The organism is Acinetobacter sp. CAU_H_S170_2 (genome assembly GCF_058890445.1).
This window is the reverse complement of the sequence record NZ_JBZYAE010000001.1, coordinates 434,532-458,860: the sequence shown is the minus strand read 5'-3', so window position 1 is coordinate 458,860 and position 24,329 is coordinate 434,532. Positions and strand designations below refer to the sequence as shown.

Genomic DNA, 24,329 nt, shown 5'->3' with positions numbered 1-24,329 from the left:
TTCATCATCCAGTAATAAATCACTGTTAATGTCGATCTTAAAAACGAGTATGAACAAATTATTTCAACTCAAATATATTCTGTTAATGATTTTTCCAGCCTTCGTCAGGTCAGGAAACTGTGATAAATCACAGAAGTTAATAAGCTTTAACTTACTAAGTTCTATAATCTATGGTGGAGACTAGGAGAGTCGAACTCCTGACCTCCTGCGTGCAAAGCAGGCGCTCTACCAACTAAGCTAAGTCCCCAGCTTATCAATAAGTCAATGTTTCTGTTTTCTGTATTCAGCATTTAACAATGCTTGTTAGTCAGATTTGGTGGGTCTGACAAGACTTGAACTTGTGACCCCACGCTTATCAAGCGTGTGCTCTAACCAACTGAGCTACAGACCCTCAGATACATCGTCATGAAGAACAACTTGTTGTGGATTCTTACCAATCGTCAATCTTTCGTTAAGGAGGTGATCCAGCCGCAGGTTCCCCTACGGCTACCTTGTTACGACTTCACCCCAGTCATCGGCCACACCGTGGTAAGCGTCCTCCTTGCGGTTAGACTACCTACTTCTGGTGCAACAAATTCCCATGGTGTGACGGGCGGTGTGTACAAGGCCCGGGAACGTATTCACCGCGGCATTCTGATCCGCGATTACTAGCGATTCCGACTTCATGGAGTCGAGTTGCAGACTCCAATCCGGACTACGATCGGCTTTTTGAGATTAGCATCCTATCGCTAGGTAGCAACCCTTTGTACCGACCATTGTAGCACGTGTGTAGCCCTGGTCGTAAGGGCCATGATGACTTGACGTCGTCCCCGCCTTCCTCCAGTTTGTCACTGGCAGTATCCTTAAAGTTCCCGGCTTAACCCGCTGGCAAATAAGGAAAAGGGTTGCGCTCGTTGCGGGACTTAACCCAACATCTCACGACACGAGCTGACGACAGCCATGCAGCACCTGTATGTAAGTTCCCGAAGGCACCAATCCATCTCTGGAAAGTTCTTACTATGTCAAGACCAGGTAAGGTTCTTCGCGTTGCATCGAATTAAACCACATGCTCCACCGCTTGTGCGGGCCCCCGTCAATTCATTTGAGTTTTAGTCTTGCGACCGTACTCCCCAGGCGGTCTACTTATCGCGTTAGCTGCGCCACTAAAGCCTCAAAGGCCCCAACGGCTAGTAGACATCGTTTACGGCATGGACTACCAGGGTATCTAATCCTGTTTGCTCCCCATGCTTTCGTACCTCAGCGTCAGTATTAGGCCAGATGGCTGCCTTCGCCATCGGTATTCCTCCAGATCTCTACGCATTTCACCGCTACACCTGGAATTCTACCATCCTCTCCCATACTCTAGCTTCCCAGTATCGAATGCAATTCCTAAGTTAAGCTCAGGGATTTCACATCCGACTTAAAAAGCCGCCTACGCACGCTTTACGCCCAGTAAATCCGATTAACGCTCGCACCCTCTGTATTACCGCGGCTGCTGGCACAGAGTTAGCCGGTGCTTATTCTGCGAGTAACGTCCACTATCCTAGAGTATTAATCCAAGTAGCCTCCTCCTCGCTTAAAGTGCTTTACAACCAAAAGGCCTTCTTCACACACGCGGCATGGCTGGATCAGGCTTTCGCCCATTGTCCAATATTCCCCACTGCTGCCTCCCGTAGGAGTCTGGGCCGTGTCTCAGTCCCAGTGTGGCGGATCATCCTCTCAGACCCGCTACAGATCGTCGCCTTGGTAGGCCTTTACCCCACCAACTAGCTAATCTGACTTAGGCTCATCTATTAGCGCAAGGTCCGAAGATCCCCTGCTTTCCCCCGTAGGGCGTATGCGGTATTAGCATTCCTTTCGGAATGTTGTCCCCCACTAATAGGCAGATTCCTAAGCATTACTCACCCGTCCGCCGCTAGGTCAGGTAGCAAGCTACCCTTCCCCGCTCGACTTGCATGTGTTAAGCCTGCCGCCAGCGTTCAATCTGAGCCATGATCAAACTCTTCAGTTAAAATCATTAGTAGCTTATGGCTACAAATCTTGGCTCATCAATTTTCTGACAAATATTTCTCAAATAAACTTCGAGTAATTTTTACCTTCAATCAATGAAATATTTTCGATCGATCAATCAGTAAAAATCCACACAAGTTGTTCTTCATAATCTCTTAATGATCTTCTTGCTGATTCGTCATCAGCAAGCTAGGTCGGCTATACTACTCTCTTTCAAGAAGAAGTCAACTGGTTTTGTTAATTATTTTCAAACTCATTCAAGACCTCCAGATTCTACCGCTTGGGCTAAATCCTTGTTTCTCAACAAGTTTTAATCAACATCACCGCCGATGGATGTGCATTCTACAGTATTTCTAATCCCTTGCAACACCTTTTTCGATTATTTCATTTCAAGCGCATATTTTTTGGTCAAAAATGTGATTTTTGTCGATTATTAAAGCAATTTTAACCATCACTGTTTATTTTTCGTTAAAATAGGCTCACTTTCGCTGCCAAGCAAAATGAATAATGACAGCTTTTAAATACAAAATTTATTTAACTCTCTTGTCCTGTTTAATGATTTCTCAGGTACAGGCACAGCCACAACTAAATCTCCCTGCAACCACGTTGACGATTTTGAGCTATGTACGTTGGAATACTCCCAATCCTATTTCTTTATGCATTTTAAATAACAGCCAATTATCCAATCAGTTCATTCAAGTCAATCAGCAACTCAAGAGTGCGTATCAAATTCAAGCGGTCAGTTTGTCTGAATTAAATAAGATTATGTGCAATGCTGTTTTTTTCTCAACCTACACACCACGTGAAGAGCAAAATATTATAAATAACCTAAAAGATGCTCCACTGACTTTTAGCTCTAACAATACTGAATGCAAATTAGGTAGCGCATTTTGCTTATATCAAAACAAAACGCGAACTTCCTTTAAGGTAAACTTGGCCAGCCTGTCCCAGTCCCAAGCACGTGTAGATCCACGTGTTTTATTATTAGCAAAATCTACGGAGCCTTAAGTCAATGTTTCGTAAAAGCTCTAATACTTCTCTACAAAAAATTTTTAGTCAGTCTCAATTGCTGATTTTTGCTCTTACTCTTGGAATTTGTAGTTTAATTTTCGTGGTGATTTCCATCTACACCATGAATACCTACGCCAAGCAAAGCCTTAATATTTTTAGCGCAACCTTAAGTGAGCAAATTCAACCTGCTGTCATTTTCAATGATCCTATTACACTACAGCAAACACTGAACAATCATATTCAGCAATATCCAATTCGCGCTATTCAAGTCATCAACCTACAAGGGAAACCACTGGCCGAAGCATACAAACCCACACCTGAGTTTGCATGGATGGAAAATCTGTTTGATAAGGTCTTCTTTAAACACCCTGTGACACGCACCATCAAACATCAAAATAACCAGTACGGGACATTGATCATTTACGGTAGTGCCACTCAACTCATGAGCTTTTTCTTTCAGCTCTTGATTTGTCTCTCCGCTGGGATTTTTATCATCCTGTTGATTATGTTGTGGTTGGTACATTCAACCTATCAAAAACTGATGCACTCGATTCAACCCATGGTCAATACCGTTGAAAGCCTTAATCTTGATCCTCAATATCAAGCACGTCTTCCATCATCCCCCATTTATGAGTTTCGCGTCATCAGTGGTGCATTTAATAATTTATTAGATAAAGTGCAGCGTACCAATGAAAAACTACAAAGCGAAAATTCTCAGTTATCACATCAAGCGTTGCATGATCAGTTAACCGAACTCCCGAATCGTCATTATTTTTACAATATTTTGTTCAATCAATTTGAGCACCCTGAGAAAAACCAGACAGCTCTCTTTTTTATTGACAACAATAACTTTAAAAACATTAATGATGTTTATGGGCACTTAGCAGGTGATGCCGTGCTCAAAGAAATGGCTCAACGCTTAAAAAAGAATGTCAGAAGCCACGATGTGGTAGCACGATTAGGTGGTGATGAGTTTGCAATTCTGCTCCGTAATATCAAACACTATGATCACCTAGAACTGATTTGTGAGCATTTAATCGAATGCAGTAAAGCACCATTATATTTTGATCAACATCAGATTCATTTTAGTTTCAGTATTGGCGTTACTTTCTCAAAATGTGCAACAACACCTGAAGATTTGATTGCTGAAGCAGACAATGCCATGTATAAAGCCAAAAACTTAGCTCAAGGGTGGTATATCACACCTTGCATAAATCCTAATCATGAACCCTCATGTTAAAACATGTTTGCAAATTTATGCTTATCACAGGTCTTATCACTGCTTTATCTGGCTGTCTCAGTTTAGGGCACCTCAACTATAAACAAGCGCGCATGCTGAAGAAACAAGGCTTTACCTTGACCGAAGAAGGCTGGACGCTGAGACTGCCTGAAAAATTATTGTTCGGCTTTGACCAATCAGATATTCAAGCCTCTCAAAAACCCGCACTCGAAGCGCTTTCTAAACAGCTACAGCAATACAATTTAAATAAAATTAAAGTGGTTGGACATACAGACAATATTGGTGACCCAAGCTACAACCAAACACTCTCGGAGAAACGCGCATCAACAGTTAGTCAGATTTTTATCGAAACAGGGTTTAAAACTCAAAATATTCAGAGCATGGGTCGCGGTGCATCACAACCTCTGGTAGAAAATAGCAGCGAGGAAAATCGAGCGCTGAATCGTCGTGTAAATATTATTATTATTCCTTAAGCATTTATGTTTTATCTTTAGCCTTCGTTACGAAGGCTTTTTTATGTACTTTACTAAATTTCAGGCATAAAAAAACCGCTTAACGCGGTATCTTTATCTCGACCATTTCAATAAATGGTCGGAGCAGTAGGATTCGAACCTACGACCCCCTGGTCCCAAACCAGGTGCACTACCAGGCTGTGCTATGCTCCGATTTCAACTTTTTAAAGTTGGGGTGAATGACGGGATTCGAACCCGCGACAACTGGAATCACAATCCAGGGCTCTACCAACTGAGCTACATCCACCATAACGTTTCGGTTCTTAATACCAAGCTACCTAATGGCGCGCCTGACAGGATTCGAACCTGTGACCATCCGCTTAGAAGGCGGATGCTCTATCCAACTGAGCTACAGGCGCATGACCAATAATACGAGGTATTATGGATAACCTTGCCTTGAAGAATTGGTCGGAGCAGTAGGATTCGAACCTACGACCCCCTGGTCCCAAACCAGGTGCACTACCAGGCTGTGCTATGCTCCGATTCATCTCAGCTTTTGTATCGAACATCTCGTTCGGTACGGTGTGCATTCTAGGCGCGACGCTTGATAACGTCAACACCTATATTTAAAAAAAATAAAAAAATCACGTCAAATGTATATTAATCAAGCGTTTCAGGCATTTTTTATACAAATTTTAACGTTTTAGCGATGCACTGAAATCCAACATGCGATCTAAAGGTAATTTCGCACGCTCAGCAAGTACTGGCTCTACAAATATTTCCTGATCGCCACGCTGTAATACCTCTAAAATACCATCCAGCTCATTCATTGCCATCCACGGACAATGTGCACAAGAACGACAGGTTGCACCCTCTCCGGCTGTTGGTGCTTCAACCAAAATTTTGTTGGGCACCGCTTGTTGCATTTTGTAGAAAATACCCCGATCAGTTGCCACAATCAGTCGCTCATTGGGTAAAGTTTGCGCAGCTTTGATTAGTTGTGACGTACTTCCAACAGCATCAGCAACATCCACCACCGACTCAGGTGACTCAGGATGTACCAGCACCGCAGCATCAGGATAAAGCTCCTTCATTTGTGCAATGCCACGTGCACGAAATTCTTCATGCACAATACATGCACCATCCCAAAGCAACATCTCTGCGCCCGTTTTCTTTTGGATATAACGGCCTAAATGCTGATCGGGCGCCCAAATAATTTTTTCACCCAAACTGTCTAGATGCTCAATAATTTCGACCGCACAACTTGAGGTCACCACCCAATCAGCACGGGCTTTAACGGCTGCTGAAGTGTTGGCATAGACCACTACTGTATGGTCTGGATGGGCATCACAAAACTGACTAAATTCTTCAACAGGACAACCCAAATCTAAAGAACATGTAGCCTCTAAAGTTGGCATCAGAATGGTTTTATTCGGTGATAAAATTTTTGAGGTTTCACCCATAAATTTAACGCCCGCCACCACCAAGGTCGATGCTGGATGATCACGACCAAAGCGGGCCATTTCCAATGAATCGGATACACAGCCACCACTTAACTCGGCCAATTCCTGCACTTCAGGATCGCAATAGTAGTGCGCTACCAATACCGCATCGCGCTTTTTCAACTCGGCCAAGATTAAAGCAAATTTTTCTTGCTTCACTTCTTCACTGAGCTTTGAGTCTTTGGTTTCACCCAAACGGTCCAAATGCGCCTGCACAATTGATTTTGCGTCATTGGCAATTAAATTGGTCGCATTGTTCATCATTCATTCATCCCTTCTGCTTGTCGGCAAGCAAGTCCCGCACTTAATTTATTGGCCAAATGGCTTCTCGGCTTTTGACCAATCATTCAAAAGTTCTTATGGTAAAAAAGCCTCCAAAGGAGGCTTTTTTAAACTCGTTAAGATTAAGAGCGATAATCCGCATTAATCTTCACATAGTCATAAGATAAGTCACAGGTATACACTGTGTCTTTCGCTGCCCCACGTCCTAGATCTACACGAATGGTCATTTCAGCCTGTGACATCACACGAGCACCTTCGGCTTCAGTGTAATCAGCAGCAGCTCCGCCATCCTTACAGATTTGCACATCATCTAACCAAACTTGAATTTTTTCAACATCTAAATTTTTAACCCCAGCATAACCAATCGCAGCTAGGATACGTCCCCAGTTTGGATCTGATGCGAAAATAGCCGTTTTCACTAACGGTGAATGGGCAATACTATAGGCAATATCACAGCACTCTTGCGTATCATAACCGCCTTCAACAGCAACGGTAATAAACTTAGTTGCACCTTCACCATCACGCACAATCAGTTGTGCAAGGCGCTTCATCATACGCGTCAATACATCTAACACTACAGCATAACGCGCATCGTCTGCTGAACTAATTTCAGTACCACCCGCTTGACCTGTTGCAGCAAAGATACAAGAGTCATTGGTTGATGTATCACCATCAATGGTAATCCGGTTAAATGATACATTCACCGTTTCACTCAACAGTTGCTGAACCAATTCACGACTGATCGGTGCATCGGTTGCAACATAGCCCAACATGGTCGCCATATTTGGACGAATCATGCCTGCACCCTTAGAAATACCCGTCATGGTATACGTGACGCCATCCAATTCGAATTGCTCAGATGCTCCTTTCGGTGTGGTGTCTGTGGTCATAATCCCAGTAGCAGCAGCATCCCAAGCATCAGCACTCAAACTATTTAATGCAGGCTGTAAACCATTTAACAAACGCTCCAACGGCAATTGTTCACCAATCACCCCTGTTGAAAACGGTAACACTTCCGTTGCTTTCACACCAGCAAGCTCAGCCAATTTTGCACAAGTACGCTCAGCATTCAGCATGCCCATCTTGCCTGTACCAGCATTGGCATTACCGGTGTTAATAATGAGGTAGCGCGGATTCGCCACTTGTAAGTGCGCTTTAGACACATGCACGGGCGCTGCACAGAACGCATTTTGAGTGAAAACACCTGCAACATTCGTTCCTTCAGCAAATTCGAAAATGACAAGATCACGTCGGTTCTGATAGCGCACATAAGCTTCAGCCGTTCCGATTCTCACCCCTTTCACCACGTGCATTTGTGGCATTGACACGTCACCTACTGGCATTTTAAACGTCCAATTCATTTGTTAGAAAAAACACAGCTTATTAGAATTTTCAGAAAAAATCGAGCAGAAGACTTTGTTTGCTTTAACTTTTCAATGCACACTCATTTTTGACATAAAAAAACCAATCCGAAGATTGGTTTTATGTAGCAGCATTTGATTAATTTGAAGCAAGCTGTGCTGAGCTAGACAAAAGCACTTGTTTAGCATTTTCTTGACTTACAGGAGAAAGTGCTGGGTTTGAAGCCACAATACGGTTCACCGTTGCTGCATTTGCAGGAGCAATAGCAGCCGTTTGCAGAACTACTGGACGTTGATTTGGGTTGGCAAAGGTATAGCGAATCCCTGTACGCGGACTTTGTACCGTAATATTACCATTGGCTTGTGCCGCAGGTGCTGTGGTTGCACCGCGTGCTTGTTGAACTTTAGCTGCGGTAGTGGTATCTGCAAATGCAAAAGTTGGAAGCGCTAAAGCTACAATCATGATTGGTTTTAATACTTTTTTCATTGTCTTTCCACTTTAGAGGTTTAGATGATGAGCAACTAAATAGCATTTAATGCCTAACACTGCAAATGCTATTCACATTATGCAACGCTTTAGCTGTAATCAGAATCGTATTTGGATTGATCTTAATGTCAATTTTTCAGCCATGCCAATAAAAAGCAGAACCGAAGTTCTGCTTTTTCACTCGTTCACAGTTTAGATTTTACCGTGACACTGTTTGTATTTTAAGCCTGAACCACATGGGCAAGGCGCGTTACGACTCGCAGGTGCCGCAAACTCTTCTACAGGCTCGTACTGTGCATCTACTTCTGCGAATTGGCTTTGATCATCGGCCAACAAACCATCAAAGTCTGCATGCGACAAGTTCAATTGCATCGCTTCAGCTTGAGCTTGCTTTTGAGCTTCCATTTCAGCCAGCTCTTCAGCCGTTGGTACATGTACGCGAGATAAATCGGTCACAACATCTGATTTAATAATCGCCAACATATTTACAAATAAGTTATACGCTTCTTTTTTGTATTCTTGCTCAGGATTTTTCTGTGCATAGCCACGCAAGTGAATGCCTTGACGTAAATAATCCATCGCCGCCAAGTGATCTTTCCAGTGGCGATCCAGCGAGTTCAACATGAAGTGACGCTCCAGCATAACTGCTGTTTCATCCCCCATTTGCTCACGGCGGCTACGGTAGCGCTGTACCACTTCATCAGTAATACGCTCAACCAAAGACTCTTCATCTAAACGACGGTCATCTTCCAACCATTGGTTGATTGGCAAATCAATCGCAAGGTCTTCACGTAACGCTTTTTCAAGCCCATCAATATCCCATTGGTCATGAATTGACTCAGGTGGGATATAGTTAGAAATCACGCCTTTCATCACATCACGTTGCATCTCTTCGATGTAATCTTGCAATGTGCTTTCCGCCAAAACCTCATCACGTTGCGAGTAAATAATTTTACGCTGTTCGTTGTTGACGTCATCGTATTTCAATAAGTTCTTACGAATATCGAAGTTACGTGCTTCAACTTTACGCTGCGCATTTTCAATCGAACGTGACACCATTTTATGCTCAATGGCTTCATCTTCTTGTAAGCCCATCGCGCGCATCATGCCCACAACACGATCACCCGCAAAGATACGCATTAAGTCATCTTCAAGTGATAAGTAGAAACGTGATACACCAGGGTCACCCTGACGACCTGCACGACCACGGAGCTGGTTATCAATACGACGTGATTCGTGACGCTCAGAACCAATGATGTGTAAGCCACCAGAACTCAATACCATTTCATGGTTTTGTTCCCATTCGGCTTTTAAGCGCGCTTCATCTTCAGGGGTTGGGTTTTCAATTTTTGCCAGTAAAGCTTTCCAGTTACCACCGAGCAGAATGTCTGTACCACGACCTGCCATGTTGGTTGCAATAGTTACTGCTCGCGGTGCACCCGCTTGCGCAATAATATCCGCTTCACGTTCGTGTTGTTTCGCGTTCAACACTTCGTGCTGAATACCAGCATCACGTAATTTATCAGAAAGAATCTCAGAAGCTTCAATGGTTGCTGTACCAATCAAAATTGGGGCTACACCAGACTCATGTACGCGTTGAATTTCTTGAATAATTGCATTGTATTTACCATTACGATTTAAATAGATTAAATCGTTTTGGTCGAGACGAATCATTGGACGGTGCGTTGGAATGATCACCACGTCTAGACCATAAATTTCTTTCATTTCCGCAGCTTCAGTATCGGCAGTACCAGTCATACCCGAAAGCTTTTTGTATAGACGGAAATAGTTCTGGAAGGTCGTAGTTGCAAGCGTTTGGTTTTCAGGCTGGATTTCTAAGCCTTCTTTTGCTTCAACTGCTTGGTGTAAACCTTCTGACCAGCGACGACCTGGCATGGTACGTCCTGTGTTTTCATCGACAATGATCACTTCACCATCATTGATGATGTAATGCACATTGCGTTGATACAAGTAATGCGCACGAATGGCAGCAGTAACATGATGAACTAGGTTTAGGTTAGTCGATGAATACAGGCTTTCACCTTCAGCCAACAAGCCCATTTCAATCAGTTCATTTTCAACCGTTTCAAAACCAATTTCTGTCATTTCAACAGAACGTTGTTTTTCATCAATCCAGAAATGACCACCATCCGCCACTTTTTCTTCTTTCTGCGCATGCAGTTTGGGTGGAATGCTATTGATTGCAGCATACAACTGTGAAGAGTCATCACTTTGACCTGAAATAATCAAAGGCGTACGCGCTTCATCAATTAAGATCGAATCAACTTCATCGATGATGGCATAGATCAAACCACGTTGTTTTTTCTCAGCAAGCGAGAACACCATGTTGTCACGTAGATAGTCAAAGCCAAATTCGTTGTTGGTACCGTAGGTAATATCAGCACGATAGGCTTCAGCTTTCTCTGTTGGATCTTGCATGGAATAGATAATCCCGATGCTTAAACCCAAGAATTCAAACAGCGGACGGTTTAATTCAGCATCACGCTGTGCCAAGTAGTCATTCACAGTAATGACGTGAACACCTTGAGCACTAATCGCGTTTAAATAACACGCCAAGGTACCCATCAGGGTTTTACCTTCACCTGTACGCATCTCTGCAATTTTACCTTCGTGTAAGGTAATACCACCGATCAACTGTACATCATAATGACGCATGCCCATTACACGCTTAGCTGCTTCACGGCAGACGGCAAATGCTTCCGGGAGTAATTTATCGAGGCTTTCGCCCTTGTTATAACGTTGTTTAAATTCTTCAGTTTTTGCAGATAAGTCTGCATCGCCAAGAGCGGATATCGTCGGCTCGAGCGCATTAATCTTGTCTACGATTTTACGCATGCGTTTGAGTTCGCGCTCATTTTTGGTACCGAAGATTCCTCCGATCAGACTTGCCAACATGAATAGACTCTCTAAATCTTGCTTGTCAAATGAATATGTTTTCTTAGTCGTTATTATGGTGCTAGAAATTTGAAGTACAAGGGCTTTACACAAAACCATTTAAAAAATCTATTCATTGTTTCTAGCCCGTCGAATCTAAGGCAAACTAATGTAACAAATTTTAAACAGCCGACATAGAGATTTCATCCGAACTCATCAGGATTCAAGGTCTTTTTTAAAGTAGTGACTTTAATTGTTCGCAGTTATTCAAGGTTTTGCTTTCAAGTGCTTGATTTTGCCGCAGCAAGGCTTTCACCCCATTATTGGACTGACTTGGATTCATGCTCTGTAGGAAACCCAAGAGTTGTTCATCATTGACCCGCATTGCGGTAAGAATCGGAACAAGCTGTACGCAGGTAATATTATAGACATTACTCGCATTCGTATTCTGACCTTGAGCCAACTCACGCTCGAGAGCCTGAGACAGTGCCACTTTCCGCTGTGTAAGGCTTTTTTGAGACGCTAGATATTGATCTGTAATTTGTTGTGGCGTTTGGCAAGCAGTACTGACTTGGGCTTGTTTCAATTGCCCACCATTCTGCGCATGGGTTACTTCCAGTCCCCATAACACTAAAGTCAGGGCGATACCTATTTTTTTCATTGTTCTAATACTCAAGTTTTTATACTTTGTGAAATTGCTTTAAAAAACAAATATAAATCAATAATGAAAAGAATTGTAGCCAATCATATACGCGATCAATTCTATAGAGCGATACACTTCAGAAGCAGAAATAATCTCGTCTAAACACCGTTACCAAATATGCAAATAAGCGGTCTCTAGAGCAACAATGAGGTCATCTTTGGTATACCCAAATACAGAACACCTATCCGACTAATTATGAATATTTTGTATAAATAAATAATAAAACACTATTTTTCATGCAAAAGAAATTGCGCCATAGTGATGTTCATTCCATAGACATAAAGATAATTTGAGGTTCAACATGAGTTTACGTTTAGGCGACATCGCACCCAACTTTCAACAGGCTTCGAGCGAAGGCGAAATCGATTTTTATCAATTTTTAGGCGATAGCTGGGGAGTACTATTTTCACATCCTGCTGACTACACGCCAGTATGTACCACCGAGCTTGGCTTTACCGCAAAACTCAAAGATGAATTTGAAAAACGTGGCGTAAAAGCCATTGCCCTCTCAGTCGATGATGTCGAGTCACATCAGGGTTGGATTAAAGACATCAATGCAACCCAAAACACCACGGTGAACTTCCCGATCATTGCCGACCAAGACCGTAAAGTGTCTGAGTTATATGGTTTTATCCATCCCAATGCCAGTGAAACATTAACGGTTCGCTCTTTAGTGATTATCGACCCAAACAAAAAAGTCCGTTTGATTATTACCTACCCTGCATCAACTGGTCGTAATTTCCATGAAATCTTACGCGTGATTGACTCACTGCAACTGACCGATCACTACAAAGTTGCAACTCCTGCGAACTGGCAACAAGGCGAAGATGTGGTGATTGTGCCATCACTCAAAGATGAAGCTGAAATCGCACAGCGCTTTCCGAAAGGTTATAAAGCAGTCACCCCGTATTTACGCCTGACTCCACAGCCTGAGCAAGGATAAAATACTCTACTCTTGCACTAGACAAGCGAAGCCCGAAGTTTTAACCGAGCAGCCCTATTGAAAACAAAAATGGGACACTGAGCTCCAAGCAATCCAAAGAGGAAACTAACCCATAAAAATACGTTCAGAGTCACCTTGTATGATCGTTTCAAACTCCAATGACGAGCCGAGTTTGAACTTTTGAAAGCCTGTCAATCGACAGGCTTTTTTCCGCTTAAAGCAGATACACATGACTCTTTAACAAAATCAAACTGTTAAAACTCACATCTTCCGCTATAACAATCAAAACAATACGATAAAAACGACTTTATGATTTATAACATTCACCATTTACATTGCGGCACCATGTGTCCAGTGTGTGCCCCTCTCTTTGGTCAAAAAGGTTTTCAAGCTAAGGTTGTGTGCCATTGTCTTTTGGTTGAAACAGATCAAGGGCTGGTGCTGATTGATACGGGCTTAGGCATACAGGACTATCTACACACCAAGCAGCGTTTGGGGCAGTTGGTGGCTCGAATTGGAAAAATTGAACAAAACTTAGAATTAACCGCAATTGCACAAATCCAAAAACTTGGCTTTAGCCCAAAGGATGTCAAACATATTTTGGTTTCACATCTGGATTTTGACCATGCGGGGGGTATTTCTGACTTTCCCAATGCAACCGTACATATTCTGTCTAACGAATATAATGCAGCACAAAACCTGAAATCATTTAAAAATAAAGCCCGTTATAAAACACAACAATTTCAGCAGCATCGCCATTGGCACTTTATTGAGCCGATCCACGGTGACGCATGGTTTAATTTGACTCAAGTGCAAGGGTTTGACTTATTTCATAATGAGATTCTTTTGATTCCACTGTTTGGGCATACTGAAGGTCACTGTGGCATTGCCATTAAAACCCAACAGGGTTGGACACTCTTCTGCGGGGATGCCTACTACTCCCACCTAGAACTCAATCCCCAAAACAGACTTCGCAGCTTAAATGCCTTGGAAGTATTTTTTGCCGAAGATAATGCACAGCGTTTAAGCAACCTGCATAAAATTCAACAATTGGCACAGTCGGAACCACGTATCGAAATCTTTTGCGCGCATGATCCGGTTGAACTTTCACACCATCAGAGCCTGATCCTATGACCAAATATCTTGTTATTCTTTCTCTGTGTATCAGTGTTTCTGGCTGTATGACTACGCCTGCGCTGCCCGAGACAGAGCGTCCACAACACTGGGGACAGTCTATCCAACCTGCGCATAATTTCTATCAAATCAGTGAAACTGTTTTTCGTAGTGAGCAACCCGATCAAGATTTAGTTCAGAGTTTAAAGGCGCAAGAAATTGATGTGATTATTAATTTACGCTCACGCAATCAAGACCTTAAAAAACTGTCCAACCAAGGGTTTGAACTGGTACATATCCCGATTCATACATGGGCGATTGACCGAGAAGACTTGTTAAAGGTGATGCAGCAAATTCAACATGCGGAGCAAAACCAGCAAAAAGTTTTACTGCATTGCTACCATGGCTCAGACCGTACAGGTGCGAGTGTAGCTATGTACCGCATTATCTTTCAAAACTGGCCTACCGCTGATGCCTTGGCTGAGATGAAATATGGCGGTTATGGTTTTCATCCGATTTGGCAAAATATCGAACCGTTATTTAGTCCCGAAAATATAAAATGGATTCAACAGCAACTGTTGAATCCATCTTAGTGAAGGCAATTAGGTTGAATCCGATCTTAGCGTTTGTCGAGTGGCACCCAGTCAATCACCCATGCGGACTTCATGCCGAGGCTCGCATCTGAAGTAATCTTCTTGCGGGCTGCATCGGCAGTATCACGGTCTTTGGATGGCCCCACCATAATCCGTACGCCTTTAGAGGTTGGACTTTTAGTGACCTTATAACCCTTGGCACGAAGCTTAGCAGCCAGTGCATCCGCATTGGCTTCATTGGCAGCCAATGCCACCTGTACCATCCATTGCTTATCGCCATGTTCAAGCAAATCACGCGCTTTCTCAGCTTCCGCCTTTTTCTTGGCTTCATCAGCTTTACGCTTTTCATCTGCCTTACGTTTGTCTTCCGCTTTTTTATCAGCATCTGCTTTACGTTCAGCTTCTTTTTTCGCTTCAGCCTTACGCTCATCTTCTGCTTTACGTTTAGCCTCTGCTTCTCGCTTAGCTTTATCTTCAAGTGCTTGCTTTTCTGCTAAGGCTTTTTGCTCAGCCAGTTTTTTTGCAGCCGCTGCTTTTTCAGCTTCAGTACGCGCTTGCAGCTTTTGCTGTTCCAACTTCTTTACTTCAGCCGCTTTGTCCGTAGCAATTCGCTGTTGCTTGGCTTTTTCATCTTCAACCAATTCTGGTGGAATGTTGTCCGAGCTTTGCTGTGCAGCATTACGGTGCGCATTCAACGCGGCATATTCTTCCGCTGCTTTACGTGCAGCATCTGCTTCGGCTTGCTGTTGCATTGCTAAAAATTCGGCCGCACGAGCTTCTTGTTCAGCAACCGATTTTTCACGTGCTACACGTTGTTGTTCCAGCAAACGCTTTTCTGTTTCGACATCAACCGTTAACGGCTGAAGTTGAACCAACTCACCTTCGGCATTACGTTGCACATTTTGTGTGACTAGCTCTGGTGTTTTAATATTATTTTGATGTATTTCTTCTTTGCCTTTAAGCAGTAATGCCGCCAAAAGGACACCACCACCTAATAAAACAACGCCACCCATCCAACGTTGTTTGCTATTCATTGACATTCTTCCAAATACTCCCATACCGCTTCTAAGGTATGAAATGAACCACATACCAAAATCAGCTGATTATTCTTTGTTTCGTCGAGCGCTGATTTAAAAGCCAATTTCACACTGTCAAAGTGCTGCACATGTTGCCCTTGCAGCGCTTGATCCAATTGTTCAATTGGAGCTGCACGCGGGACCGTTAATGCCGCAATTTTCCACGTTTGTATGGAGTCTTTCAATAACTCTGTGACAGATTTCACATCTTTATCTGCCAACATCGAGAAAACACTGACTACTTCAGTGTACTGTTTATTGTATTTTAGGAAATTTCGCAATTGATTTAATAAAAAAGCAACACCATGCGGGTTATGCCCTGCATCAAAAATCACTGTTTTGTTCTGTATTTGGCGAATTTCAAAACGACCTTGCAATTTTGCGTTTTGAATTCCTTCAGAAATAGCCACTTGAGTAACCGTTAAACCACTCAATAAAACAGCAGCAACGGCTGTTGAAATATTTTCAACAGCGAGTGCACCCTGCGGTAATTTTAAGGTTGTACCAGAGGATGCAAACATCCACGACTGACCATGCTCACTGCGTTGATAAAAATAGTCACGATTCACTGCATAAAGTTTTGCAGCACAAGCATCCGCTTTATCGATAATCGCTTGAGGGATTTGTTGTAAGCCGCCAAACACCACAGGAATATTGGGACGGATAATACCTGCCTTTTCAAAAGCAATCTTTTCAATGGTATCGCCCAACCAGTCGGTATGGTCTAAACCAATATTGGTAATCACCGCAACATCGGGTTCAATTACATTGACCACATCTAAGCGACCACCTAGACCCACTTCAAGCACCCAAACATCACATGCTTGGTCTTTAAAAATGACAAAAGCCGCGAGTGTAGTCGCCTCAAAAAACGAGAGGCTTAAATCACAATCACGGCGCGCTTGATCCACTTGTACAAAAGCATTGACCAAGCTTTGGTTATCGACCTCTACACCACGCAATTTAACCCGTTCATTAAAACGGTAAATATGTGGTGACTGATACAGTCCCACCTTATAGCCTTGCGCATTTAAAATGGCAGCCAGTGTGGTGGTGGTCGAACCTTTTCCATTGGTTCCCGCTACGGTTAAAACTTTAGCATCGGGACGCGTCACACCGAGCTTTTCAGCTACAGGAATGACCCGTTCCAATCCTAAATCAATCCCCGTAACGTGAACATGGCCCCAATAATCGAGCCATGTTTCTAAAGAGTCTGTTGCAAGTGGTGCTGTGTTCAAGACAAATTCATCAGTTTCGCGACAATACGATAAACTGTATCACGTAATGCGTGACGGTGAACAATTTGATCGATTACACCATGATCAAGCAAGTATTCCGCACGCTGGAACGGCTCTTCTAGCTTTTCACGTACCGTTTGTTCAATCACGCGTTTACCAGCAAAACCAATCATCGCTTTCGGCTCTGCAATATGTACATCACCGAGCATCGCTAAAGATGCCGTTACACCACCATAAACAGGATGCGTCAACACCACCAAATATGGCAGACCCGCGTCTTTCATTTTTTGGATGGCTGCTGATGTACGCGCCATTTGCATCAAAGACAACATGCCTTCTTGCATACGTGCACCGCCCGAAGCAGCAAAGCAAATCAGAGGTTGTTTGTCCGCAATGGCTTTTTCAGCCGCTTGCACAAAACGGTCACCAACAACCGTACCCATTGAACCACCCATGAAGTCAAATTCAAAGGCACAGGCAACCAAAGGAATACCTTTAAGTAAACCTTGCATCACCACCAAGGCTTCAGTTTCACCTGTTTTGGTCTGTGCTTCACTCATACGCGCTGGATATGGCTTTGAGTCGACAAATTTCAACGGATCTTTGGCTTTAAATTCTTGTCCCAACTCTGTTTGCACTTGGTCAAAGAACCAATTCAAACGATCACGGGCTTTCATACGCAAATGTTCATCACACTGAGGGCAAACATACGCGTTAAATGACATTGCAGTACGTGTAACAAGTGCATGGCACTCAGGGCATTCAATCGTTGGTTCTGTAAACGTCGCCTTGAGTGAGGTTTGCTCATCAGGTACTTGAATACCGGGTACACCACGTTCAGTCCATGGCGTCGATGGGCTTAGGATTTTCCCTGATTTAACATCTTGACTCATACTAACTCATCGAGCGCTGCTCGAAGCTCCTTGACTTTATTAACCGTTTCAACCACGGCTTGTTCTGGTGCTAAGCTTGCAAATTGCTTAACAAAAGCACTACCAACAATCACAGCATCAGCCACTCCGCCCATTGCTTTGGCAGATGTCGCATCACTGATCCCAAAACCAACACCGACAGGAATATCTGTTTCTGCTTTAATTTTCGCAATTCGGTTTGCAGCTTCAGCAACGTCTAAAGTTGCTGCACCTGTGACCCCTTTTAAAGACACGTAATAGATGAAACCACTCGCCTGTTTCACCACATGTTTAATGCGTTCGTCCGTTGAGGTTGGCGCTAGTAAAAAGATTTGATCCATATCAAATTGCTTCAATACAACATCAAGCTCTGCTGCTTCTTCTGGTGGTAAGTCCACCAGTAGAATGCCATCGACACCACATGCATGCGCAGTCGATACAAACTTTTCATAACCAATGACTTCAACTGGATTCAGATAACCCATCAATACGACTGGGGTCTCTTGATCCTTTTGACGGAACTCTTTGACCATATTCAAAGCGTCTAAGGTATTGGTGCCACCTGCCAATGCGCGTTCTGCAGCAAGGGCAATCACAGGACCATCTGCCATAGGGTCTGAAAATGGAAGACCGAGTTCAATCACATCTACACCCGCCTCAACCATCTGATGTAACAAAGGAACTGTTACCTGTGGATGAGGGTCACCAGCCATAACATAAGAAACCAAAGCTTTACGCTGTTGAGATTTAAGCTGTCCAAAACGAGTGGCTAAACGTGACATAGGGTTGTGCTTTCCTTAACTTGTTTAAAATTAAAACTACTGAGGAGTTGGCTTTGTAAAAATACAAGACGCTGCATTGTAACGCTATTTTTTACTCATTGAATAGAGCACATCGCGTTCGCGTTCCAATTCATTTTTCGTCAAATATTTTCAGAACAACCGTAAAGCACCATTTACTGATATTTCGCTTTTTTTCTCAATGATCAAAGATGCCTAATTTTAGGAAATACCAAAATGTCTAAGTTTTAGATAAACTTATTTTTATTTGCAAAAAAATGATAAAAATAGGTGGCTTAGCTTTTACATTTAAAGTTTTATGAAATAGCAAAACCTGCATTATACTACGCACATTCTTTCATTTCCCTATCTCCTATGACCACCGATAACTCAGGTTTCGTGCAAGCACGTGCGCTTGCGCTGTTACCGCTTATTGTTTTTTTAGCCATTTTCTTAGGCAGTGGTATTTACCATTCTGTGATTGGAACCGAGTTTGCGTTCTATCAAATGAAAGCACCTGTTGCGGCCATTCCTGCCATTATTTTGGCGGTATTGATTTATCGCGGTGAACTGAATCAAGGCATCGAAACCTTTCTGCGCGGTGCAAGTCACCCGAACCTTATCTTAATGTTCATGGTATTCATGCTGGCAGGTGCATTTGCCAGTACCACCAATGCCATTGGCAGTGTAGATGCCACAGTACAAATGGGCTTGTCTGCAATTCCACCCGCCTTTGTGTTACCGATGCTATTTATTATTTCAGCGTTCATTGCAACAGCAATGGGTACCTCAATGGGCACCATTGCGGCCTGTGCACCCATTGCCTTTGGTTTCTCTCAAGCCACTGATATTGCTGCAGTCTATGCCATAGGTGCGGTCGTGGGCGGTGCGATGTTTGGTGACAATCTTTCAATGATTTCGGATACCACCATTGCAGCCACCACTAGTCAAAACGTTCAGCTTCGAGACAAGTTTCGCGTTAATGTCTGGATTGCAGTACCTGCAGCTTTAGTCACGATCGCGATTTATTTCTTTAGCATTCACCAAACCGAAACCATTCAATCCAAAGACTTTAATCCTTGGCTGGTGTTGCCCTATGTCGTGGTATTTTTCCTCGCCTTCAGTCGTTTACACGTGCTTGCGGTACTTACAGTCGGTGTAGTGCTCTCTGGGGTGATGGGACTGATTACACAGCCAGAATTTACCGTCATTCAACTCAACACAGCCATCTATGATGGTTTTGTTGGTATGTTTGAAGTCGCTTTACTGTCGATGTTCTTGGGCGGTCTTTCGACCATTATGCAAAAAGAAGGTGGTCTCGACTGGCTTATTCAACGTATTTACAGCCTCACCCGTTTATTTAAAGTTGGTCGTGAGCGCGCAGGGGAAATCGGATTGAGCTTTTTAGTGGTGTTTTCCAACATTTTTGTGGCCAACAACACTGTAGCGATTATTTTATCGGGCGATATGGCGCGTGAAGTCGCGAAAGAATATGGCGTAGACCCAAAACGTGCAGCCGCTTTGCTCGACATCTTTTCATGTGTTGTACAAGGGCTTATTCCCTATGGTGCACAACTTCTATTGGCCTGCTCAATTGCAAAGCTTTCACCAGTTGAACTCATCGGCAGCATTTACTACTGTTGGATACTGGCAATCTTTGCCATCCTTGCAATTGCATTCCGTTTTCCACGACTGAAATCAGCCTGATCATTTCATACATTTCAGCGCCTTCCAAAAGGCGCTTTTTTTATGCCTGCTGTTATTTCAGTTGTCGTTTCAACTGTAATAAGGTCTGTCCACTGTGCTGTTTATAGGCACGCGCTAAAGCAGACTGTCCCGAATAGCCGAGTTGTAAGGCGATTTCAGTTAAACTCAAACCTTGTTGTAAGAGATATTCACATCGCTTCATGCGCTCTGACTCAAGTACTCGCTTAAATGAACTATCCCAGTCTTGTAACTGGCGTTGTAAGGTCCGCGTTGACAAGTGTAATTCATTAGCAATCTGTTCAATTTTAGGGGCTTCTGCATGCGCTTTAAGATAATCAGCCACGGCGCTATGAATCTGTTGCAATACGCTTTCATAACGAGGCTTGAGGGCAATTGCAACCTCTGCTTGTTTCAGTAAAAGCTGCGTTAAAGAAGGATCAGCAAAACCCGATTTTAAAGTCAAACTGTCCACATTCATCACATAGGCATAGCAGGCTTGATTAAAGCTCACTTCACAGCCATAAAATTTTTGATAATGATACTTTGCCATTTGGGCTGGATGCGCCATTTGGACTTTTAAGAACTGTAATTGATCGGGAAAAATTTTCTTGGCCAAATGCACAATGGATGCCATGGTCATTTCATTCAGTGAAGCATATTTCTCATTGAGAAAAGGCCAAGTCAGCCAAATCTCACTGCCCCTTTGCTGCATCTGCATGGGACTAACTTCAGCACCATCAATCACCAAACGACTAAAACGCATCACATAACTCAGTGCTTCAGCCACGCTATTACTGCGTGTGGCCATATAACCTAAAACACCAAAATGCTCAGGTTGAATAAATTTTGCCATCTCCATAATCAACTGAGGACAATCCAATTGTTCTCGCGTCAGTTGTAAAATCGTTTGAAAGAACGAAAATGGCGATTGGGTATCGATTGGCAGTTGTAATACATGCTCCAGATCATACTGATATTGCGCTAAAAAACCGAGTTGATGAAAATCAATTCCTTGCTCTAAGAGGTACATGTTCCAGAGCTGAAAATAACCATTGGGGATTTGTAATTCTTGCATGATAGCCCACCCACTATTTGACATGCGATATTTTCACATTGGCGTAAAATGTATAAAAAATGGCAATATCTGTCAAAACAAACTGCATTTTCTCCGACATACTGCAATCATCCAAGGCAAATGAAGTAAAACAAAATGAATGCCATTGTTACAGCCCCTATTGAACCAATTGTGCGAACTCAACTCAATTTTAAGCTTGATGAAGTGCCCCGTTTTTGGTTTGGCGGTGACCCATTTCGGACGCGTATGTTTGATGCACTCAGCCTCACTTTCCCCGATGGAGAACGCTATTTTATTCAAAGCGTGCGTTTGTTTCGGGACCAAATTACAGACCCAAGCTTAGCTGCACGTGTAAGCGATTTTATTAAGCAGGAAGCACAGCATGGCATTGCCCATGACAAAATGAATCAAGTCATGCGAGAACAAGGCATGCCAGTCGATCAGTTTATTCAGCGTTTAAATAAAATTTTTAAATTTGAACTGAGTAAACGCTCACCTCAGTACAACATTGCCATGACGGCTGCGGCAGAGCATTTAACTGCACTGATGGCCGAGACTTTTTATAGCCATAAAGCCACGTTGGCTGAGGCTCATCCTTATGTGCGTGCTTTATTTGCATGGCATGCCATTGAAGAAATGGAACACCGTGATGTGGCGTTTGATGTGATGAAACAAGTCGGACATGTACCCGAAACAACGCGTCTATTTGCATTGGCCTTTACCACGGTGATGATGTTTGGTTTCACTACCTATCGTGCAGATGTCATGCTCAAGCATGATGGCTTTAGCCGTATTCAACGCTTGCAAATGATGCGTAAAGGACTGCCCTGGTTCTTTGGGAAAAAAGGGATACTGTCTCGGATGCGTGGTCAATATCTCGATTGGTTTAAGAAAGACTTTCATCCCAATCAACATCCTGTGATTGCACAGTACGATGTTTGGATGGACACCCTAGCAGAAAGTCATGACCCAATTTTAGCAGGTGAAGCTTTTTGGCAAGCTGGGAAATAATTCAGTAAGCGCAACAAATATACACTTTGGATGAGTTTAGGTATCATACGCCCATCTTAAAACATGGGCATATGAAGTTGAATTTGTATGTCCAATTACATCCGAAGTTAAAAATGTCGTTTAAATTCAAACTCCGCGTTCTTGGTTATCTGATCATGGTCAATGCAGTGATTTCGATGCTCATTGCTTGCAGATATTTCCTGTATTTATCTGAGTTTCCAACAGATTTACTGGGATTCAGTTTCTTATTTACTGGAACATTCTCGCACATGACTGTGCTTGCGTCCCTGATTGGCTTGATCTTGATTCCGAGCTTATTTCTACCCAATACGCTACGTCATATTACGCAAGCAAGTATTGCTAGCTTGGCACTCATTGCACTGATCATAGATACCTTTGTTTATGCACAGTACCGTTTCCACATCAATACTGTCATGTTGGAACTGGTGATGTCAGGTCAGGTTGTGAGTTTCTCACTCTCAACATGGCTGATGGTCATTGCTGCGATTACCTGTATTTTTGCGGCACAATTTTACTTCATTCGATTCTTAGAGAAAAAATTACCCACGTTTTCATGGAGCATTGGTAAAAAGTTTACAGGCTTAGTGTTTGTCACGTTACTTTTAAGTAATGGTATCCATGTTTGGGCAGCGGCACATGTGTATCAGCCTGTGACCATGACACAACGCTATTTACCAATGTTTTATCCGATGACCTCGAATAAAACCATGAAAAAATACGGCTGGATTGATGAAGAAGCTTTAGAAAAACAAAAGGCTATGTCTTTAGAACGTAAAAGTGACCTGAATTATCCGCTGACGCCGATTGTTGGAGAAGCTCCAAAGCAACCCACCAATATTATGTTTATCGTGATTGATTCTTGGCGTGCAGATACATTTAATGCAGATAACTCACCAAACTTGTGGAGTTATGCGCAGAACGGAAAGATTTTTAATCAACACTATTCAACAGGAAATGCCACACGCACAGGTATTTTCGGCATGTTTTATGGTATTCCTGGTACTTACTGGCATGGCATGATTGTGAACCGCCAAAGTCCAGTATTTATTGACCGTTTGCAAGCACTGAATTATCAACTCGGTTTATTTGCTGCTGCCAAATTAACCAACCCTGAATTCCACGAAACCGCGTTTTCAAAAGTGCCAAATTTACGTATTGGTTCTTCTGGCAAAGTGGCGGGGGGTATAGATGAAGAACTAACGCAGGATTGGTTAAAGTGGTATGAAAAAAGAGATCGAAACAAACCGACCTTTTCATTTTTATTTTACGACTCCCCACACGGATACAGCTTCCCTAAAGACTATCCACACCAGTACAAACCTATGCTGGATGAGGTTAATTATCTCAAGTTAAGTAATGATTCTGATCGTTCATTAATGATGAATCGTTATAAAACCAGTGTGCACTACGTCGACAGCATTGTGAAACAGGTTTTAGATAAACTAAAAGAAACGGGTGATGCAGAAAACACATTGGTCATCATTACTGGCGACCACGGACAAGAGGTGAATGATAATCTTCAAAACTTCTGGGGACATAATGGTAACTTTACCGACCCTCAAGTCAAAGTTCCTTTTGCAATCATTGGTCCGAAGATTCAAGCTGATAAACTATGGAATAACCAAGTTTTAACTAGCCATCAAGATATTGTTCCAACTCTCATGAAGAACTATTTGGGTGTGACCACAAAAATTCACGACTATTCAGTGGGTGAAGATTTGTTGGGACCACAAATTCAACGTGATTGGATTTTAACCTCAAGCTATAGTAAATATGGCATTGTTACCCCTAAAAACATCTTAGAAGTGGGGGCTGTTGGGCAGTTCGAAATCTTAGATAAAAAGAATCAGCCAATGTCAGATCAAGAGCCAAACTATGCTCATGTTCAAGCAGCATTGGAGCAAATTAGTCGTTTTAATAAATAAAGGCAAAAGAAAAAC

Annotated in this window: 19 protein-coding genes, 6 tRNA genes and 1 rRNA gene; 9 read left to right on the top strand and 17 right to left on the bottom strand. The window is 42.8% G+C overall.

Translation table 11 applies throughout. The features are described 5' to 3' along the window. Positions 1-171: 171 nt before the first annotated feature. From AC5EUN_RS02285 to AC5EUN_RS02275, 3 genes are all read right to left on the bottom strand, one after another. Positions 172-247: transfer RNA gene (locus AC5EUN_RS02285), tRNA-Ala, on the bottom strand. 67 nt (positions 248-314) lie between these two features. Next, a tRNA-Ile gene (locus tag AC5EUN_RS02280) sits at positions 315-391 on the bottom strand. Positions 392-452: 61 nt separating this feature from the next. Continuing rightward, a 16S ribosomal RNA gene (locus AC5EUN_RS02275) occupies positions 453-1,990 on the bottom strand. 506 nt (positions 1,991-2,496) lie between these two features. Between AC5EUN_RS02275 and yfiR the strand changes: the two genes are divergently transcribed. From yfiR to yfiB, 3 genes are read left to right on the top strand one after another with little or no spacing between them, the layout of a single operon-like run. Continuing rightward, positions 2,497-2,997 carry a regulatory sequestration protein YfiR gene (gene yfiR, locus AC5EUN_RS02270; RefSeq protein ID WP_010327466.1) on the top strand — a complete coding sequence of 167 codons (501 nt, stop codon included), beginning with the start codon at positions 2,497-2,499 and terminating at the stop codon, positions 2,995-2,997. A gap of 4 nt (positions 2,998-3,001) precedes the next feature. Next, a complete protein-coding gene (gene dgcN / locus AC5EUN_RS02265) occupies positions 3,002-4,240 on the top strand; it encodes a diguanylate cyclase DgcN/YfiN (protein ID WP_063454543.1) in 1,239 nt (412 codons plus the stop codon). Continuing rightward, on the top strand, positions 4,234-4,713 hold the full coding sequence (gene yfiB, locus AC5EUN_RS02260) for an outer membrane lipoprotein YfiB (RefSeq protein ID WP_010327468.1): 480 nt from the start codon (positions 4,234-4,236) through the stop codon (positions 4,711-4,713). The genes dgcN and yfiB overlap by 7 nt, the downstream gene beginning before the upstream one ends. 115 nt (positions 4,714-4,828) lie before the next feature. Here the strand turns inward: yfiB and AC5EUN_RS02255 are convergent. The 9 genes from AC5EUN_RS02255 to AC5EUN_RS02215 all read right to left on the bottom strand — a co-directional run bounded on the left by AC5EUN_RS02255 (position 4,829) and on the right by AC5EUN_RS02215 (position 11,880). Continuing rightward, positions 4,829-4,905, bottom strand: a tRNA-Pro gene (locus tag AC5EUN_RS02255). An 18-nt stretch (positions 4,906-4,923) separates the two neighbouring features. Further along, positions 4,924-4,999: transfer RNA gene (locus AC5EUN_RS02250), tRNA-His, on the bottom strand. 35 nt (positions 5,000-5,034) lie between these two features. Continuing rightward, positions 5,035-5,111: transfer RNA gene (locus tag AC5EUN_RS02245), tRNA-Arg, on the bottom strand. Positions 5,112-5,157: 46 nt separating this feature from the next. Beyond that, positions 5,158-5,234 (bottom strand) — tRNA-Pro (locus AC5EUN_RS02240). A gap of 153 nt (positions 5,235-5,387) precedes the next feature. Next, positions 5,388-6,455 (bottom strand): quinolinate synthase NadA, encoded by a 1,068-nt coding sequence (gene nadA, locus AC5EUN_RS02235; protein WP_010327469.1) that lies wholly within the window; start codon positions 6,453-6,455, stop codon positions 5,388-5,390. A 143-nt stretch (positions 6,456-6,598) separates the two neighbouring features. Next, entirely contained in the window at positions 6,599-7,819 is a 1,221-nt protein-coding gene (gene argJ / locus AC5EUN_RS02230; protein WP_010327470.1) for a bifunctional glutamate N-acetyltransferase/amino-acid acetyltransferase ArgJ, read from the bottom strand. Positions 7,820-7,976: 157 nt separating this feature from the next. Beyond that, positions 7,977-8,324 (bottom strand): hypothetical protein, encoded by a 348-nt coding sequence (locus AC5EUN_RS02225; RefSeq protein WP_010327471.1) that lies wholly within the window; start codon positions 8,322-8,324, stop codon positions 7,977-7,979. Between the two features lie 192 nt (positions 8,325-8,516). After that, the gene (gene secA / locus AC5EUN_RS02220; protein ID WP_010327472.1) at positions 8,517-11,240 is read right to left on the bottom strand and encodes a preprotein translocase subunit SecA; all 2,724 of its coding nucleotides are present in this window, start codon (positions 11,238-11,240) and stop codon (positions 8,517-8,519) included. Between the two features lie 214 nt (positions 11,241-11,454). Beyond that, entirely contained in the window at positions 11,455-11,880 is a 426-nt protein-coding gene (locus AC5EUN_RS02215; RefSeq protein ID WP_010327473.1) for a hypothetical protein, read from the bottom strand. A 343-nt stretch (positions 11,881-12,223) separates the two neighbouring features. Between AC5EUN_RS02215 and AC5EUN_RS02210 the strand changes: the two genes are divergently transcribed. The 3 genes from AC5EUN_RS02210 to AC5EUN_RS02200 all read left to right on the top strand — a co-directional run bounded on the left by AC5EUN_RS02210 (position 12,224) and on the right by AC5EUN_RS02200 (position 14,571). Continuing rightward, complete coding sequence (locus AC5EUN_RS02210) at positions 12,224-12,865, top strand: peroxiredoxin (protein ID WP_010327474.1); 642 nt, start codon at positions 12,224-12,226, stop codon at positions 12,863-12,865. A gap of 309 nt (positions 12,866-13,174) precedes the next feature. Then, on the top strand, positions 13,175-13,999 hold the full coding sequence (locus AC5EUN_RS02205) for an MBL fold metallo-hydrolase (protein ID WP_010327475.1): 825 nt from the start codon (positions 13,175-13,177) through the stop codon (positions 13,997-13,999). Beyond that, positions 13,996-14,571 carry a dual specificity protein phosphatase family protein gene (locus AC5EUN_RS02200; protein ID WP_010327476.1) on the top strand — a complete coding sequence of 192 codons (576 nt, stop codon included), beginning with the start codon at positions 13,996-13,998 and terminating at the stop codon, positions 14,569-14,571. The genes AC5EUN_RS02205 and AC5EUN_RS02200 overlap by 4 nt, the downstream gene beginning before the upstream one ends. 26 nt (positions 14,572-14,597) lie before the next feature. Here AC5EUN_RS02200 and AC5EUN_RS02195 read toward each other — a convergent pair whose 3' ends face one another. Genes AC5EUN_RS02195 through trpA form a run of 4 tightly spaced genes read right to left on the bottom strand, consistent with a single transcriptional unit; the run spans position 14,598 to position 18,578 of the window. Beyond that, a complete protein-coding gene (locus tag AC5EUN_RS02195; RefSeq protein ID WP_372239167.1) occupies positions 14,598-15,611 on the bottom strand; it encodes an SPOR domain-containing protein in 1,014 nt (337 codons plus the stop codon). Further along, complete coding sequence (folC, locus tag AC5EUN_RS02190) at positions 15,602-16,885, bottom strand: bifunctional tetrahydrofolate synthase/dihydrofolate synthase (RefSeq protein ID WP_010327478.1); 1,284 nt, start codon at positions 16,883-16,885, stop codon at positions 15,602-15,604. The genes AC5EUN_RS02195 and folC overlap by 10 nt, the downstream gene beginning before the upstream one ends. Further along, positions 16,882-17,778, bottom strand: coding sequence for an acetyl-CoA carboxylase, carboxyltransferase subunit beta (accD, locus tag AC5EUN_RS02185; protein ID WP_004697788.1), 897 nt, complete (start codon positions 17,776-17,778; stop codon positions 16,882-16,884). Before accD ends, folC begins: the two co-directional genes overlap by 4 nt. After that, on the bottom strand, positions 17,775-18,578 hold the full coding sequence (trpA, locus tag AC5EUN_RS02180) for a tryptophan synthase subunit alpha (protein WP_004983629.1): 804 nt from the start codon (positions 18,576-18,578) through the stop codon (positions 17,775-17,777). The genes accD and trpA overlap by 4 nt, the downstream gene beginning before the upstream one ends. A 372-nt stretch (positions 18,579-18,950) precedes the next feature. Here trpA and AC5EUN_RS02175 point away from each other — a divergent pair, with 372 nt between their 5' ends. Further along, complete coding sequence (locus tag AC5EUN_RS02175; protein WP_010327479.1) at positions 18,951-20,282, top strand: Na+/H+ antiporter NhaC family protein; 1,332 nt, start codon at positions 18,951-18,953, stop codon at positions 20,280-20,282. A gap of 52 nt (positions 20,283-20,334) precedes the next feature. Here AC5EUN_RS02175 and AC5EUN_RS02170 read toward each other — a convergent pair whose 3' ends face one another. After that, positions 20,335-21,357, bottom strand: a complete 1,023-nt coding sequence (locus AC5EUN_RS02170) for an AraC family transcriptional regulator (RefSeq protein ID WP_010327480.1) — start codon at positions 21,355-21,357, stop codon at positions 20,335-20,337. 135 nt (positions 21,358-21,492) lie between these two features. Between AC5EUN_RS02170 and AC5EUN_RS02165 the strand changes: the two genes are divergently transcribed. Continuing rightward, positions 21,493-22,368: a metal-dependent hydrolase gene (locus AC5EUN_RS02165; RefSeq protein ID WP_010327481.1), complete on the top strand. Its 876-nt coding sequence runs from the start codon at positions 21,493-21,495 to the stop codon at positions 22,366-22,368. Between the two features lie 113 nt (positions 22,369-22,481). Continuing rightward, complete coding sequence (locus AC5EUN_RS02160; RefSeq protein ID WP_029575106.1) at positions 22,482-24,314, top strand: DUF3413 domain-containing protein; 1,833 nt, start codon at positions 22,482-22,484, stop codon at positions 24,312-24,314. Positions 24,315-24,329: the final 15 nt, after the last annotated feature.

Bases quoted from the DNA above. Each gene is read 5' to 3' on its own strand.
- AC5EUN_RS02165 (WP_010327481.1), top strand. From the start codon at position 21,493: ATGAATGCCATTGTTACAGCCCCTATTGAACCAATTGTGCGAACTCAA.
- AC5EUN_RS02200 (WP_010327476.1), top strand. From the start codon at position 13,996: ATGACCAAATATCTTGTTATTCTTTCTCTGTGTATCAGTGTTTCTGGC.
- nadA (WP_010327469.1), bottom strand. From the start codon at position 6,455: ATGAACAATGCGACCAATTTAATTGCCAATGACGCAAAATCAATTGTG.
- secA (WP_010327472.1), bottom strand. From the start codon at position 11,240: ATGTTGGCAAGTCTGATCGGAGGAATCTTCGGTACCAAAAATGAGCGC.
- trpA (WP_004983629.1), bottom strand. From the start codon at position 18,578: ATGTCACGTTTAGCCACTCGTTTTGGACAGCTTAAATCTCAACAGCGT.
- AC5EUN_RS02175 (WP_010327479.1), top strand. From the start codon at position 18,951: ATGACCACCGATAACTCAGGTTTCGTGCAAGCACGTGCGCTTGCGCTG.
- AC5EUN_RS02225 (WP_010327471.1), bottom strand. From the start codon at position 8,324: ATGAAAAAAGTATTAAAACCAATCATGATTGTAGCTTTAGCGCTTCCA.
- AC5EUN_RS02160 (WP_029575106.1), top strand. From the start codon at position 22,482: ATGTCGTTTAAATTCAAACTCCGCGTTCTTGGTTATCTGATCATGGTC.
- AC5EUN_RS02195 (WP_372239167.1), bottom strand. From the start codon at position 15,611: ATGTCAATGAATAGCAAACAACGTTGGATGGGTGGCGTTGTTTTATTA.
- AC5EUN_RS02210 (WP_010327474.1), top strand. From the start codon at position 12,224: ATGAGTTTACGTTTAGGCGACATCGCACCCAACTTTCAACAGGCTTCG.
- argJ (WP_010327470.1), bottom strand. From the start codon at position 7,819: ATGCCAGTAGGTGACGTGTCAATGCCACAAATGCACGTGGTGAAAGGG.
- AC5EUN_RS02205 (WP_010327475.1), top strand. From the start codon at position 13,175: ATGATTTATAACATTCACCATTTACATTGCGGCACCATGTGTCCAGTG.
- dgcN (WP_063454543.1), top strand. From the start codon at position 3,002: ATGTTTCGTAAAAGCTCTAATACTTCTCTACAAAAAATTTTTAGTCAG.
- AC5EUN_RS02215 (WP_010327473.1), bottom strand. From the start codon at position 11,880: ATGAAAAAAATAGGTATCGCCCTGACTTTAGTGTTATGGGGACTGGAA.
- AC5EUN_RS02170 (WP_010327480.1), bottom strand. From the start codon at position 21,357: ATGCAAGAATTACAAATCCCCAATGGTTATTTTCAGCTCTGGAACATG.
- yfiR (WP_010327466.1), top strand. From the start codon at position 2,497: ATGACAGCTTTTAAATACAAAATTTATTTAACTCTCTTGTCCTGTTTA.
- accD (WP_004697788.1), bottom strand. From the start codon at position 17,778: ATGAGTCAAGATGTTAAATCAGGGAAAATCCTAAGCCCATCGACGCCA.
- yfiB (WP_010327468.1), top strand. From the start codon at position 4,234: ATGTTAAAACATGTTTGCAAATTTATGCTTATCACAGGTCTTATCACT.